Source organism: Streptomyces sp. NPDC001880 (genome assembly GCF_053594575.1).
In genome coordinates this window covers 1-14592 of the sequence record NZ_JBSFET010000117.1, presented here as the reverse complement: position 1 = coordinate 14592, position 14592 = coordinate 1, and the positions used below count along the sequence as shown (strand labels likewise).

At 68.7% G+C, this 14592-nt stretch carries 16 protein-coding genes; all 16 read right to left on the bottom strand.

The features are described 5' to 3' along the window. Window positions 1-60 precede the first annotated feature (60 nt). The gene (locus ACWCQ6_RS32505; protein WP_451095373.1) at window positions 61-3783 is read right to left on the bottom strand and encodes a phage tail protein; all 3723 of its coding nucleotides are present in this window, start codon (window positions 3781-3783) and stop codon (window positions 61-63) included. After that, on the bottom strand, window positions 3780-4193 hold the full coding sequence (locus tag ACWCQ6_RS32500) for a hypothetical protein (protein WP_451095371.1): 414 nt from the start codon (window positions 4191-4193) through the stop codon (window positions 3780-3782). The genes ACWCQ6_RS32505 and ACWCQ6_RS32500 overlap by 4 nt, the downstream gene beginning before the upstream one ends. Beyond that, the gene (locus ACWCQ6_RS32495) at window positions 4190-4549 is read right to left on the bottom strand and encodes a phage tail assembly protein (protein WP_383712939.1); all 360 of its coding nucleotides are present in this window, start codon (window positions 4547-4549) and stop codon (window positions 4190-4192) included. The genes ACWCQ6_RS32500 and ACWCQ6_RS32495 overlap by 4 nt, the downstream gene beginning before the upstream one ends. An 83-nt stretch (window positions 4550-4632) precedes the next feature. Then, window positions 4633-5196 (bottom strand): phage tail tube protein, encoded by a 564-nt coding sequence (locus ACWCQ6_RS32490; protein WP_451095369.1) that lies wholly within the window; start codon window positions 5194-5196, stop codon window positions 4633-4635. A gap of 65 nt (window positions 5197-5261) precedes the next feature. Beyond that, window positions 5262-5693, bottom strand: a complete 432-nt coding sequence (locus ACWCQ6_RS32485) for a phage tail termination protein (protein ID WP_451095367.1) — start codon at window positions 5691-5693, stop codon at window positions 5262-5264. Next, window positions 5690-5974 (bottom strand): DUF5403 family protein, encoded by a 285-nt coding sequence (locus ACWCQ6_RS32480; RefSeq protein ID WP_451095365.1) that lies wholly within the window; start codon window positions 5972-5974, stop codon window positions 5690-5692. The genes ACWCQ6_RS32485 and ACWCQ6_RS32480 overlap by 4 nt, the downstream gene beginning before the upstream one ends. Before the next feature lie 3 nt (window positions 5975-5977). After that, on the bottom strand, window positions 5978-6289 hold the full coding sequence (locus ACWCQ6_RS32475) for a hypothetical protein (RefSeq protein WP_451095363.1): 312 nt from the start codon (window positions 6287-6289) through the stop codon (window positions 5978-5980). Further along, a complete protein-coding gene (locus ACWCQ6_RS32470) occupies window positions 6286-7278 on the bottom strand; it encodes a glycosyltransferase family 4 protein (protein WP_451095361.1) in 993 nt (330 codons plus the stop codon). Before ACWCQ6_RS32470 ends, ACWCQ6_RS32475 begins: the two co-directional genes overlap by 4 nt. Further along, on the bottom strand, window positions 7275-7730 hold the full coding sequence (locus tag ACWCQ6_RS32465) for a hypothetical protein (RefSeq protein ID WP_451095359.1): 456 nt from the start codon (window positions 7728-7730) through the stop codon (window positions 7275-7277). Before ACWCQ6_RS32465 ends, ACWCQ6_RS32470 begins: the two co-directional genes overlap by 4 nt. Window positions 7731-7741: 11 nt before the next feature. Further along, a complete protein-coding gene (locus ACWCQ6_RS32460) occupies window positions 7742-8665 on the bottom strand; it encodes a P22 phage major capsid protein family protein (protein WP_451095357.1) in 924 nt (307 codons plus the stop codon). Window positions 8666-8712: 47 nt separating this feature from the next. Continuing rightward, window positions 8713-9294 (bottom strand): hypothetical protein, encoded by a 582-nt coding sequence (locus tag ACWCQ6_RS32455; RefSeq protein ID WP_451095355.1) that lies wholly within the window; start codon window positions 9292-9294, stop codon window positions 8713-8715. A gap of 52 nt (window positions 9295-9346) precedes the next feature. Continuing rightward, the gene (locus ACWCQ6_RS32450) at window positions 9347-10111 is read right to left on the bottom strand and encodes a VG15 protein (RefSeq protein WP_451095353.1); all 765 of its coding nucleotides are present in this window, start codon (window positions 10109-10111) and stop codon (window positions 9347-9349) included. Between the two features lie 283 nt (window positions 10112-10394). Beyond that, window positions 10395-11795 (bottom strand): phage portal protein, encoded by a 1401-nt coding sequence (locus tag ACWCQ6_RS32445; protein ID WP_451095351.1) that lies wholly within the window; start codon window positions 11793-11795, stop codon window positions 10395-10397. Between the two features lie 10 nt (window positions 11796-11805). After that, on the bottom strand, window positions 11806-13473 hold the full coding sequence (locus tag ACWCQ6_RS32440; RefSeq protein WP_451095349.1) for a terminase: 1668 nt from the start codon (window positions 13471-13473) through the stop codon (window positions 11806-11808). Window positions 13474-13477: 4 nt separating this feature from the next. Continuing rightward, the gene (locus ACWCQ6_RS32435; RefSeq protein ID WP_451095375.1) at window positions 13478-13972 is read right to left on the bottom strand and encodes a phage terminase small subunit; all 495 of its coding nucleotides are present in this window, start codon (window positions 13970-13972) and stop codon (window positions 13478-13480) included. A gap of 178 nt (window positions 13973-14150) precedes the next feature. Then, complete coding sequence (locus ACWCQ6_RS32430; RefSeq protein ID WP_451095347.1) at window positions 14151-14462, bottom strand: HNH endonuclease; 312 nt, start codon at window positions 14460-14462, stop codon at window positions 14151-14153. Window positions 14463-14592: the final 130 nt, after the last annotated feature.

The following is a 14592-nucleotide window of genomic DNA, read 5'->3' as shown; positions in this document are numbered from 1 at the left end:
CGCTCGGGCGGTGTGATCAGCGGAGCATCCGGGTCCACGATCATCGGCATGCTGGTGCTCCTATCTGTTGGTCATGGTGCGGCGTACCTGCGTGAGTGCCGTATCGACGCGGCCGTCCGCGAGCGTCTCGACGTGCGCGGCGAAGGATTGGCCGTCGTCGAGCACGAGTTGCAGGCGTCGCCCGTCGAGCGAGAGAGCCCCCGAGGCCGCGTCTGCTGCAGTTACGCCGGGCAGGGGCGTCACTGACGGAGTCGTGATGAGACTGTGCATCGCCGCGTCGAGGCGCGGCTTCTCGCGCTCGGCACCGAGCAGCACCCCACGCACCGCGTTGATGCCGACCGGCACAAGCTTCCGCGCCGGCGAGTGAATGCCGAGGGCCTTCTTGATGGCCTTCTGCATGCTCTTGGCGATGTCGACCATGGTCTGCTCGATCGACTTCTTTTCCTTCTTCAGTCCGGCGACCAGGCCCTTGGCGGACTGGATTCCGGCTGAGTACATGGCGTCGGCGACGGTGGTGCCGGTCTTCGACGCCGTGGCTGCGAGGTCTGCCTGCAGCTTGTTGATCTCCTTGAGTTGCGCAGCCGATGCTCCAGCGAGCGCGGTAGCTGCCGCGCCGCCCTGCTCCACCCCCGCGTTGCCGAGCTGCTGCAGGAGGTCGGCTCTCAGCCCGCGCTTCTTCAGTGTGGCGAGCTGGCTGGCGAATTTCTTCGCTGCGGCGAGAGCGTCACGGAGCTGTTGGGTGATGTTGGTGATGGTGGTCGGACCGGTCTGGGTCTGCGTGATGTCGGCTGCGGACAGGATCCCTTCGCGGACGGACTTGGCTGCTGCGTCGCGAGCCTTGGTCAGGTCGGTGAGTTTCTTCTCCGCCTTGGCCAGTTGCGTTACGACGCTGTCGCGCTGCTTCACCAGCTTCGACAGCTGGGTGGTGGACTTCTTCAGGCTCTTGCCGATGCCCCTGCTGACTGAGGACGGCAGGGACTTCGTGATGGATTCCAGCCGGGAGCGGAGCTTGGCGGTCGTCCCGTCGATGCCCTTGATGAAGCCTTCGATCAGGAGACGACCAGCCGGCGTGAGGATCTTGGCGTCCTTGCGGGCTGGTCCTTTCCAGTCCGGCAGCATCGCGGTGAGGTCGCTCAGCTTCGAGCGGACGGCGCCGATCTTTGACTGGATGCCGTCGATGAGGCCCTGGATGATGTTGGACCCTGCCGAGTACAGGATCCCCTTGACGTTGCCGAGCGCCGCCCGGAAATCGCTGGGGAGTTGCGCGATCCGCTGAGACGCCTGTGCCCGTAGGTCCATGACCTTCTGCACGAAGGCATCACGCATCTCGCCGGCCTTCGTGACGACCGCCTGCCGGAGCTGGATGGCGGCCTCTGCCACCTTCGTCTTCAACGCGTTCCACGCGGCGCTGACCTTCTCTTTCGCGTTCGTGGAGTACTCGATTGCCCGCCGCGAGGCTTCGCTGAAGTTGCCAGAGAGGGCTGCGGCCAGGATTCGCACGCTCGGGATCACGACATTGTCCAGCAGGCTGGCCAGCCCTGACATGGCGAATGACAGCCCGCCCGCCAGCAGCCCCGCCACCTGTCCGACGATCGGCATGATCTTGGTTGCCAGTTGCACCGACAGTTGTCCCCAGGCGGCGATCACCGGAGCCAGTTCCACGAGGAGTTCCCCGATGGACGTAGCCAGGTCTGTCAGACCAGGGGTCAGCTGCATCAAGGTCTTGGTCAGTACTGGGAATATCTGCGCTGCCAGCTGTACGAACGGCGGCAGGATCGCGGCGAGGATGGGTGCGAGCGATGACAGGAGCGGCACCAGTTGGGCGGCGATGTTGTTGGCGAGCGCCTTGATGGTCGGGGCCATCTCAACGAAGATCTGCCCCAATGACTCGAACAGAGGCGTCAGTGCGGGCAGGATCGCGGCGATCAGCCGACCGAACGTGTCGATCAGGGGAAGTAGCGCCACGACGAGGTCACCAAAAGCGCCAGCCGCCGCCTTAAGCACCGGCCCCAGTGCGGTCAGGATCCGGCCGAGCGCACCGCCCAGGACACCGACCAGTTTCTGCGCAGGCTCGGCAAGCTCTTCGATGACCGGGCCCAGCGCCTTAAGCGCCTGGCCAACCAGCGGCGCAACGGTTTTCCCGACGAGCGCCAGAGTCTCGAACAGGGCGCGCAGCGCTGACTGCACCTCCTGGGATGCTGTTGCTTTGGCCAGTTCGCCAGTGACGCCCTGCAGGATCGAGAGGAAGTTACCGCCTGCAGCGGCAGCCGGGGCGAAGACGTTCTTCAGAATGGTGCCGACGTTTCCGAGCACGTCGAAGAGCTGGCCTGCCAGAGCGACGGCCTGGTCGATCGTTTTCGTCATCGAGCCCGAGGCCAGGCTCTTGCTGATGCGGTCGGCAATGCGGGTAGCTGCGCCGCCGGCAGCTTTCGTGAGCCGGTCGAACGCCGGGCTGGCCGCGACGGCGATCTGCGTGAGCCCCGTGACGAACTGGCCGGGGATCTTGCTGAGGTTGGCGAGACCGTTGTTCGCGCCGGTGATCGCCCGGCCGAGCTGGCCGCTGGTGGACAGGTTCTTGGCAGCGGACAGGACGCCTGAACCCATGGCGTTCAGAGCCCCGGCCGTATCGGCCAGCCCCTTCTTGAGGACCGGCAGGGCCACCTTTCCAGCGGTAGTGATCTGCTTCCCGAGACCGTCGAAAAGCCGCTCTTGAACAGCCTTCCGAACGGCACTGAACTGGGCGCCCATGTTCTTGAGGGAGGTCACGAAGTCGCGGGCGTTCGGGGTGAGTTTGGCGAGCGCCTCGTTGTACTTCTCGGCATTCTGTGGATCGAAGGCGTTCTTCAGCGCGTCCCCGACACCCGCCGTGCCGATCTTCAGTGCGGCAGCTGCGGTCACCAGTGACAGCAGTCCCGTTGCTCCGACTGCCGCGGCTGGAGCCATCTGGGCCAGGGATGCGCCGAGGGACGCCACCGAAGGGACCGCACTGGCCGCAGCCGTTGCGAGCGCGGCCAAGCGCCCAGGGAGCAACGCCAAGCCGCCGCCGAGGCCGCCGCCCCCGGCCCCGCTGAGGGCGCGCTGGAGGCGGGATGCCGCCCCGTCGACGTCGAGGCGGATCGTGAACCTGTGCCGCAACAGCTCCGCCTGCACACGGGCGATCTCCCGCCGTGAGATCTCCAGGCGCGTCGCGAGACGCAGTGGAGTCGACTGCAGCTGATTACGGAGGCGCCGCATCTCCCCGGCGCGCGGAACCAGAGTCACCGGCACACGGATCGGCCGGCGTGCGATCTGGTCACGGATCCGCCGCAACTCAGAGCGGGCCACGTCCGGACGGACGCGAACGGAGACTGGCTGTCTGCCCAGCTGCGTATCGAGAGACGCACGGAAGCGGCTCGCGTCTGCTGTGACAGGAATCTGCACACCGTCCCGAGCCGCTGACAGTTCGGCGCGAAGGCGCGTCGCGAAACCTGCCACGTCTGGAGAGACAGGCACGCGGACCTGCGCACGAATCCGTGTGAGGCGGGCCTGCAGGTCCTCGGAGAAGCCTGTGGCGTCAGGCGTCGCCTGCACCTTGACCCGGGCCCGGACGGTATCGAGCCGGGCCTGCAGCTCCTGCCGGAAGCCCTGCAGGTCGGGCACGGCCTTCACCTGTACCCGGGCCCGCTGCTCGATCCGGTCAAGGTAGCGCTGCAGGCTCGTTGCGAAGGTGCTGGTGTCCGGGAGGACACGAGCAGCCAGTCGTGCGATTTCGCGTCCACCCGGACCACCAGCCACAGCGATCACCCGCCTCTCGTGATCGCCTGTGTCGTGCGGTACTTCGCCGGGAGCGGGCGAGCCAGCGGGTGGCTGGACAGATCCAGCTTCTTGCCGCGGCTGCGGCCCGTGAGACCGCTCGGGCGTTCCACCCTCGGTGGCCGCTTCACGGTCTTCTTGCTGTTCGCCGACGCCACGACCCATGCGGTGTCGTGCGCGGCATCGACTCCGGCGGCAGCGAGGTAGGCGGCGACAGTCCAGCCCCGGTGGTGCCTGCCGCCACGCATCTGCGCCTGCAGAGCGGAGTCGTCGGGAATGTGCTCGACCAGATCGAGGACACGGCGCGGTGCCAGCCGTCCCCGCCACACATCGGCCAGGTCCAGGCCGTATGAGTGCTGGAGATCGGCCCGGATAGCCGCCCCGTACCCGTCGTCGATCATTCGGCCGAGCTGGATGCTTCCGGGAGCTGGGTGTCCGCCTGCCACTTCTCCATGACGAGGAGGTAGAGCGCCAGGTCCCAGGTATCCAGCTCGGCGGCCATGGCCTTCGGGCTGTCGCAGACCAGGAGGAGCAAGTCGCGGATGACTCTCTTCTGCCTCTCCAGTTGGTCGCTGGTCTCCCCCTCGATACCGTCCAGCGACTCGATGAGCACGGTGGCGTTCTTCTGGGCGGTGTCGTCCAGCCGCAGGATGTTCCGGAGCGTGACGGTCGCCCCGTCGTCGAGCACGAGCGGCAGGCCCGGGTAGCGGTCCTCGGCTTCGTCGCGCAGGGCCTTGATGCTGAGTGCGTCGGCCATGATGTGGTCCCTCCATCAGGGTCAGTGGTCCCGGGGTGTGACCTGCCGCCCGGCGGGACCGGCCGGGCGGCAGGAGTTGGTGGTCAGCTGGAGGAAGCGGGCAGGATCGATGCCCACTCGCCAAGCGCTCCGTTCAGCATCGACGAGCCGAGGAAGGTGCCGCTGATCGGGAAGCTGAACCAGTTCTCGACGTCGAGGCTGATCGCGTCGCTTCCGAGGAGGCTGACGCGCGGGTGCCACAGCGGCACGAAGCTGGACCCGTCGACGAGGATCATCAGCAGGGCCTTCACCTGCGGTGTCGGCGAGGCGGGGATACGGAAGGACCCGTCGCCCTGGACAGCTTCCGGGCCGGCGCCGAAGTACAGCTGGTACGTGTCCGAGGTGGCCTGGATCGACTGGAACGTCAGCCCGTAGGTGACGTCCGGGCTGGTCTGGCGCAGTTTCGCGTTCTGCCAGGAGCCCAGCGTGGTGGGGTCGTCGCCCTCGCGCGTGAACTCCGGCATCTCGTCCCGGTTGGTGTGGCCAAGGTTCGACCAGCCGGCGCCGGGTGCGAGCGGGTCGGTGACCGCGGGCTTCGCAGTGTCCGGATCGGCCAGGTAGATGTACCCGGTGCCCGGAACGATCGCGGCGTCGTCCTGCAGTGCCATGAGGGTTCTCCAATCGCCCGTCGGGCGCGGTGAGGCCGCTGGTCCCGAGCGGCGAAAGGAAGGTGTTACAGGGGGTTGGGTCGGGTGGTGACCTGGTGGGTGCACTCGTAGCGGTAGACGCCGGAGTGGTTGAGGGCCGCATCCCCGCCGCGCTGCCAGAACGGGGCGACGAGTTCGGCGACGTACCGGCTCAGGTAGCCGTCCTCTGCCGTGAACTGCGCCTTGCAGGCGTCCCGAAGGGCCGGTCCTGCCCTGCGGGCGAGGAGCGAAGCGGCCGACCGGTCCGCGGCGACGGCGGTGACGGCGATCGTCACCATTCCGAGGCCGCGGATGTCGACCGCCCCAGATCCCGGGACGACGCGGGCGCAGAGAAGCGGCAAGGAGTCGGCCCACGTGCCAGGCATGGCCGACACGACGGTGACGTCGTCGGGATAGGCCGCCGCAAGGGCCAGGCGGACCAGTTCGCCCGCGTCGGGAAGGACGGGGGTGGGGGTCATGAGATGCCTGCCTCGAAGGCGTGCACACCGTCGATGAGCCTGCCGTTCGGCGCGGTGTGCCCATAGTTCTTGCTCAGGGCGTTCGGGTCGTCGGAGTAGATGACGCAGTCCGTCGCGCCAGACTCGACCTTGAACGACCGGGCGAACTCTCCGGTGTCCTGCCTGGTAGCCGCGACTGCTCGCATGCGTTCCACGCGACCCTCGGCAAGCGCCCGAATCTCGGCGCGTACTGCTGGCAGGTGCGCGAGGTAGGAGTCCAGGTTCCGGTCTACTTCGGCCACGGGTCACCTCCTGCGGATTACTGCGACGTCATGGGTGACGCGGGCCGAGCCATGGAAGTGCGACGGTTCGCCGATGACGGTGAAGTCCCGTCCGCGCCAGTGCACTCGCGCCCACGGGCCGGCCGGGAGCGACCGGCCGAGCATGCGGTAGGTAGTGGTGTCCTGGTACCCGTCGGTATCGGAAGCGGATGAGCTCTGTGGCTGCACCCGGCACTGTGCGGTGACAGGGGCCAGCTCGGGCAAGGTGCCATCCGGCTGCATCTCGCCCGCGGGGTAGATGACGACGGTCTCGGTGCCGCTGTCGAGGAGGCTCACCCGGCCACCTCCTCCACCGCATCGCACCAAGCAGCCAACTCCGCAACGGGGTCGAGTGTCAGCGACCGAGCCGCCGCCTTCGCCGAAGCGCGCCCCCAGGCGCCGGGGCTGGACAGGAGCCGCCGGATCGCCTTCTCCCAGTCGCCCGGCTGGTTACGGTCCAAAAGGAACCCTGCACCGCCCAGGCACTCGGTCAGGCCCGGGGTCGGGTGGGCGAGGACGGGAATCCCAGAGGCGTATGCCTCAGCGGCGACCCGGCCCCACGATTCGTACTCCGAGGGGGCAAGCAGGATCCGGGTACGCGCGTACACCTGGTCCCGCATCGCGCCACCGGGGATGTGCGACAGCACCTCGACGTTCGGGAGCCGCTCGACGATCTGGTCGCCGTAGGACCCGCGGACGCCCAGGAACTGGACATCGGGCATGCGCCGAGCCAGCTCCCAGAAGAGGAGGCCGCCCTTGTTCTCGTTCAGGTTGACCAGCGTCACCCGGTCACCGGGGGTGGTCCGGTAGTCCTCGGCGAACACCGGGGGCCTGACCACGAGAGACCGGGCAGGCGCGGCGTACTGGCCAGCCGAATAGAAGTCCTCGGCTGACGCGCGCATCCACTGGCTGTTGTAGACCGCCAAGTCGACCCCGGAGGCTTCCTCGAAGGTCTGGGCGTGCGTGTTGTGGCACACCGAGATGACTGGCACCCCGCCCCGGGCGGCTGCCTCCTTCGCGAAGGGGACGCCTTCCAGGTGTGAGATGACCACGTCGGCGACCGCTCCCAGTGCACCCGCAGACCGGGACGCCACTGATGCCGGCCAGACCTGCACGCCCTGCAGTTCGTAGCGGCCCCAGAAGCTGGAGCGGCGGAACAGGTGGACGCGCACGTCGTGGCCGCGCGCCACCAGGGCCCGCAGCATCGAGTGCGTCATCCACTCCGCGCCCGCATTGTGGTCCGGCGGGTAGCCGTGCAGTCGGGCCACCACTGTCAGGCGCCTCACCTCGGCGCCCCCGGGTCACCCGGTGAGCCCCACGGCAGGTACTCCGAGGAGCCGGCCACCGGGGCGTACCAGGTGTCGTCGACCCGCCACGGTCGCTGCACCTCGACGGATACCAGGCCCCCGGAGCCAGACAGACGCTCCAGAACCTTGATCTCGGAGTCCGTCAGGCCGACGCCGGTCGGCAGGGAGGCAGGCAACTGGTACTGATAGCTGCCCTCCATCTCCATGCGGTAGCCCTCCGGGTTGCGGACCCTGCGCTCGGCGGCGGCCAGCGTGATGCTGACCGCCACATCAGGCGCCGTCGCTGGGTCCGGCCACGGAAGGCCGTAGGTGCGCACCAGTGCGGAGGCGTCGGCGAGGGCCGCCTGGGCGAGCGTCAGTTCATCCCCCGCCAGGGTTCGTCCGAGCCGGATCTCCAGCTCGGCCACGGTCGCGAGCGGTACAGCGGCCATCACCTGTCTCCTTACGATCCGGAGCCGGCAAGCGTCAGCTTGACCGCGCGGACGAGCTCCAGGTTCTCGGGGTCGCCCGCCGCCGCAGTGTTGTCGCGGACGACAGCCGAGCCCACGAACGTGTTGAGGACCGAGCGGTCACGCAGGCGCATCGGGTCGTAGTCGCGGATCCACCGCATCGCGATGCCCTGGTCGGACGTCGACTGCCCGAAGGACACGCCGGCCGGAATGACGGGCGCGCGCATCGCGAAGATGAACGCGGAGCGGACGAAGGCGTAGGCGGTGCCCGGGTCGATGGCATTCGAGCCGACGACCGTGAACCCGGCGTACCGGCCGATCGTGGCCTCGCGCAAGGCGCCGTCGCTGCCGGACTCGTCAACCCTCTTCAGGAGCTCCGAGTTCAGCATGGCGGCCTCGACGTCCGCGCCCACGAGCAGGACGCGCCCGTCGCGCGGCACCTCCGCCTTGTTGAGGGCGGTGCGGGCGGCGACCGCCGCCTTGAACGGGTTGTCCTCGTCGATAGTGACCGTAGTCGCGTAGGTCGCGCCCTCGATCGTGGAGACGAGGAGATCCTCGACCGCGCGGGCGACAGCGTAGGTCTGGGGTGCCAGCACCTGCGTGCCAAAGTCCCGGATGTCGAGGGTCAGCTGCTCGTCGGTGACCGCGACGGCAGAGTAGATGTCGTGGTTGAGCGTGACATCGATCTTCGTCTCGGCCAGCTCGTCCAGCACGATCTCCGACGAGCGGTTGTTGCGCCACCCGTACTCGCGGGCCTCCAGCCGGGCCGGGACCCGGATGCTGACAGTGTCGTCCTTGGCGCCGGCGAAGTCGCTGATTGCGTCGGACCAGACAAGCCGCGGCAGCATCACCTCACGCTGCAGCAGACCGAGCGACGTTGCCGCGATGACCTCAGGCTTGAGGAAGACGTTTGCCATGATTCAGCCCCTCCTCGGGGGTTCGCCCCGAGATGGGGGCGGATGGGTCAGTGGAGCCGCGGAATCTGCTCCGCGAGCTTCTGGGGGTTGAGTTCGACGGGGGTATCCGTCGGGTCGAGGCCACCGCGGCCGAGGCTGCCGGTACCGCCGAAGTGGACGGCCAGCGCTTTCGCGTCGGCTTCGATCTCCTCGGCCGTGTCGCCCTGAAGCCGGTCGGCAACGGCCTCCGGGAGTCCGTACTGGTGGCCGTACTTGATGCGCGCGACCGTGCGCGCACTCTCGGCTCGCACGAGCTCGATGGACGCTGCGGCCTCAGCCGGGTCCACGCGGGTCTCCAGCTGTTTTGTCAGGGCGGCCAGTTCCGCGCGGAGCTTCTTGTTCTCCTGGTTGGCCTTCCGCTTCGCCTCGCGGCCCTTCTCCGGGTCCGACCAGTCGTCGTCCGCCTCCGGGGCGGGCTCCGGCGCGGCAGGCTCGGAAGGAGCGGCAGGGGTCGAGGGCTCCGGGGCGGGGGCGTCGGCTGCGGGAGCCTGCGGGGCAGGCTCGGGAGTCGCGGGCGGCTGTGCCTCCGGCGGCTCACTGGACGACACCTCAGCAGGTGCGGCAGGGGTCTCAGGGGTGGACTCGGACATGACGGTGCCTCCAGGGCAACAGGTGAGAGGGTGCGCCTCCAGGGCGCTGGTGTTACCTGACGGAGACGCCACGAGCCTCAGCTCGCCGCCTCCGGGCTTCAACAGCCGCACGGAACGCGGCCCGAGCCGCGGGGCCGGACAGGCCGCGCGTCGACTCGTAATACAGCTCCCGGAACGCCTGCGACTCCGGAGGAATCCAGTCCTCGCGGGAGTACACCGGGATGAGCGTGCAGTGGCAGTTGTCGTGGAACCGATTCACGCCCCGGGATGCCTCCCAGTCCGCAAGGCGGCTCGGAGACCAGTCCTCCCAGCCCTGCGGCAGGTCGGCGCCCAGCGTCCGGCGGCCCGAGCCGCTACCGCGGTAACGGGCCGTCCACGCGCTGCGGTACACGGCGCCGCGGGAGGCGAGTATGGCGCAGAACCAGCACGGGTTCGGGGCTGTCACGCGCGCCCAGCCGAGCACGGCCCGGTCGGCCCGCACGTAGGCGTCCAGGAGATCCCGGCCGCCCATCTGTGCGTCCCGGTCGGCTGCACCGGCAGCGCGTGCGCCTGCGTCCCGCATCACCGCGTTCAGGTCAGCGAGGAAGTCGACGTCGTCCAGCCGGCCGCGCTGCTGGGACCGCTGAAGCCGGTCGATGCCACGCTGGGCCTGCACCGGACCGGTGACCACCAGCGAGGTCGCTGCCCGGTGCTCGTCTGCTTCCTCATCCGCGGCGGGCCACTCGAAATCGTCGACCGTGACGGTCACGGAGTCGTCGTCCCCGTGCAGGCGAGGCTCGCCAGAAGCAGCCGCGAAGTCGTCCCGCAGCTGGCCCATCGAGTACCCGACGCGAGGATCGACCGGCGCCTCATCCGTGAGGGGAGGAACCGTGGCGCCCACCCGGAAAGCACGCAAAAGGCGCACATACGTGGCCGTCAACAGACGGGACCGAACCCGTATGCGTCGCTGGGACTGCGCCGTATGGGCCAGCCACCGGGCGGACGTCTCAGGCAGGTTCGTCGGCGACACCTGCCGCCACCCCTCCTGCGCCGCCAAAGCCGCCTCAGCCGCCAGACGGGCTTGCGCGCGCCGATGCTGATCCGTCAGGTCCCTCGCCGGGTTAGCCATCGGACGACCTCGGCGCGACCGCCCGCGTCAGCGAGTCCGCCAAGTCCGCCGCAGCGTCCTCCTCGGCCGCCAAGGCCGGCCAGGTGCTGCGGTCGGTGTCCGTGAAGCCCGGCAACCGCGGCCACAGGGCACGCTTCGGCACCCCCAGCATCTGCGCGGCCTTGCCGAGCGCGTCGACCGTCTGAGACAGCGAGCGTGACTCCGCGTCCGTCCAGATCACTTGAGAGGCCAGGTCCTCCTCGCCGCCCGACTCTCCGGCAACGCGGGCGCACAGACGCAGGACGCTCTCCCACGACTCGCCGAAGGAGCGCTTGAACTCCTGAACCATGCGCATCAGCGTCGTCTCGGCCGCCGCCAGGGCCTCGGCGCTGAGGTTGACCATGTCGCCGAGCAGGTAGTGCGGGGGCACCTGGCTCACCACGGCGAGATGCCGCAGCGACATTCCGATCGACTCGATGAACCCGGTCAACGGGGTCTCGTCCAGGGTGCCGAACTTGGTGTCGGCGTCCGGGGCCATCATCGCCCGAGACGAATCCATGGTGATCGCCTTCGGGATCGGGTTGCCATCTCCGTCCAGCAGCGGCTCGCCCGTCTCCGGGTCACGCTTCAGCGGCGGGGCCATGCCCGCGATCCAGCGGACCTTGAACGAGCCGTAGGTCTGGGCGATCAGGAGGTCGAAGACGCTCTGATTGATCCGGTCCTGCAGCGGGATGAGCGGGGCCACAACGCCTGTCGTGCGCCCCTCCAGGTCCACCTGAGCGGCGAATCGGCGGGCTGGGCAAACCCCCATGCCGTGCGGCTTCCCCGCGCCGAGCGTAACGCCGTCCTCCGTGGCCAGCGCCGGGTAGACGTGTGTCCCGTCGATGAACGTGCCCTCGGTGGAACCGTCCGAGCCCGGCAAGGTCGGCAACTCCAAGACGTACAACGGCCACTCGTCCGCCGACGGGTCCTGGTAGGCAGCCCACATGCAGCGCGGTGACACCGCGCGGACCAACGGCACCTTCGGATCGGTCGCAGAAGGGAGCGTGACGACGAAGGAGTGCCCGTAGGTGATCGCGGCCCGATACACGGCGGCCTGCCGTTCATCGAGCCGGTTCCGCTGCCACCCCGAGCGCCACTCCGGGGCATCCTCCGAGGAACCAGACCGGTGATAGCCCTCCACGGCAAGCGCCTGCGCCGGCGCGGCAACAACCATCGGCAGGAAGTTGCTGATGGAGCGCTGCACCAGCAGCTTGTACTCCCGATTGGCGTTCCTCGGCGTGTACGGACCGGCGTGCGCGCCGCGGACGTAGGCGTCGATCCGGTCGAGCTCCAGCCGGTCCTTCTGCAGTCCCTTCAGGGCGGCCGTCGCGCGGGCCGTAGCTTTGCCAGCCTTCTGAGCAGGCGTCGTCACGTCAGCCCCCTCACAAGAAGTAGACAGCGCCGGATCGCTCCGGCTTCAAGTCGCCCTTGGCAAGTGCGTCGAGACGGCACTGCCAGGCGAGGATGCTCGACACCGCGGCGTCGATCTTCCGGGCCGAGTCCGGGTGCTCCTTGCGAATCTGAATCCCGGCGCGGGACTCGGAGCGGCGCGCATTGAGCATGTGACGGGTCAGGTTCGAAGAGCCGCAGTGCGTCAGCTCCCTGTCTGCCACCGCGTCGTGAAGCGAGCGAGTGGCCCGGACAATCGCGTTCGCGCGGCCGCCCGTCATCCACCATTCGATCGGATGGTTCGCCGACGACTTCACCCGCAGGCGATGCCCGTACTTCGCCTCCCAAGCAGCCACGTGCGACTCCCACTTCGCAGGGTCCGCGTACATGCCGACGACGGTCCGGCGGCGGAATGTCGTCTCCACCTCGGCCAGCACCTCGGCAACCGGGACCTCCCAGTCGTCGCCCGCAGGGCCATCCGGCTGCTCCCAGACCCGGATCTCGAAGAGGTGCCCGTCGGAGACGCGGCAGCCCACCAGGGCCGTCGCGTCCGTGACACCGCGGTTGCGCTTCCGGGAGCCGTCGAAGCCCAGCACGATCGGGTCGCTGTCGGCAACGGTCTCGCCCGGGGCCGCGCACCCCGCCCACTCGGGCTGGCTCAGCCAGCTGTCCGTGGCGTGTGTGATTTGATTCAGGTAGTACCGGCGTGCGTCCTGAGGGTCGGTGTCCGGGTCCCAGTACTCGTTGAGCAGACGGCGCAGGTTCACCCAGCCGCCATGCCGGTCCGCCGAGCCCCCGTAGGCGACCGCAAGGCCGTCCATCAGGGACTGCTCGTCAGCCGGATCGGTCTCCGGCGGCGCCTCGCGGTGGTCGAAGAGCAGGCCCTCGTCGGCCTTCAGCTTGCCTTCCAGCTGCTTCTTCCACGCCTCGAAGGACCGTTCCGCGACCGACCCGCCGCCGGGTACGAAGGCGTTCGGCGTCTCGACCGAGCAGCCGTTCACCTTGCCGAGGTTGCGTCGGATCACGCCGGCGAGCTTCCGGCCGCCGTTCGACGGGACCCACGACTCGGTCTGGTCCATCGCCGAGAAGACGGGGCGGAACCCCTCGCGGCTTGTACCGCTGCTCGTCACCGGCTCGATGCGCCCGCGAGGGACATTGACGAAGCCCTCCATGGGCTCGATGTCGTAGTTATCGCCCACGGGACCGTTGCGGGCCATCTCCAGCAGCGGATCCCAGGTGTTCGCGGTCTGGTCCTCGGACACGGCGACGATCTGCACCTTCGCCTTGAAGCCGAGCGACGTCCACGGCCGGCCCACCGGTTCGCCATCCGCGTCCCAGCCGTCCGGGACCACGTCCGCCAGGGCCTCCGCCATGCACAGCGCGGCCACCAGCGGCGACTTGCCCCAGCCCTTCGGCCGGGAAAGCACCGCACGCCGGATCCGGCGCCCGTTGTTCAGTGCGCGACCGGAGATGGCCGGGCCCTCGAAGTTCGGGTCCAGCGCGTACAGCTGGAGGACGAACATGGCCTGCTCGTCGGTGAACTCGAGCGGCTCACCCGCCGCAGGCCCGTCGGGGACGATCAGGTTGTCGGCGATCCAGCCGAGGACCTGGTATCCCAGGGTCGGCAGTTCGCCGCGGTAGGCAGGTCCGCGCCAGGGCATTGGATCACCCCCGCCGCGTACCGTCCTTGCCGCCGTCGCCCGGCTTGATGACCCTCAGCTTTGCGTACCGTTCGCGGGCGCCGTCCGCCCCGGACGACCCCTTGCCGCCGTCGGCCTCGTCCGCTTCGGCGAAGGCCATGCGCAGGCGGGCCCGGTCCTCCATCGTCGCGCCGTGCTTGGCCACACGGAGCCGGAGTTCGGCGGCAAGCGATAGATCGCCACGCCAGAACCGTGCGTGGATGACCGCGGTGTCGAGTAGGAAGTCCCAGTCGGTCGAGCCGAAGTGCTCGGCCTGCGGGCTCGCCTTCCACATCTCCCACCAGGCGACCGTGCGCGCCGGCCAGGTGAACTCGACGAGCTCGCCGTCGCGTTCGATCTCGAAGGTCGGCAAGTCGGGAGCTTCAGCGTGCTCGAAGCGGAGGATGGTCTGAGGCTGCGTCGGCTTGTTGCGCCTCGCTCGCCTGGAAGGGTCCTTCGGGGCCGGCCCGACACCCGCCATCGAGATCACCTCCCGGTGAATGATCATGCAACAGGTATGCAGTTGATCAAGGCCGAATACGCCAGACCCGTACAGAAGAACAGCACGTATACGCTTGCGGTCGGGATTCCATGATCAATAGGGGGTCCCCCCAGGGCATCCCGTGATCCCTATGCATCGATCGCATGACTATGCATCCTCACCGGAGTCCGGGATGCACCTCAGCCGGCCTGGCCCGCCGCTCCCGCGGACGCCGCCGGCGCGCGGCTGCTGACTCGCCCTGGGTCTTGGCCCTGTGGTGCCACCAACAGAGCGTCTGGAGATTCGCGTCCTCGTGGTCGAGCGGATCGCCGACGTGGTCGACCTCCAGCCGGGTGGTGGTCGGGCACCTGCTGCCGTCCCGCATGCGGGCGACGCACTGATGTCCGTCCCGAGCGAGGATGCGCGGCCGGCGCTTGCTGTCCCAGTCGGCCGGCAGCTCGGCCCGGCGATTGCTCGTCGACCAGGGCATCAGCCACCCCTCTCCTGCTTGGCATGGGTGGCTGGTTGACGTGCTCCCTGGCCTAAAGTCCAGGGATTCCGGCCTGGGTCGTCCGACCCTTCCGGGGGCTTCCTGCTTCACCGCGCTGCGCGGGCACGGA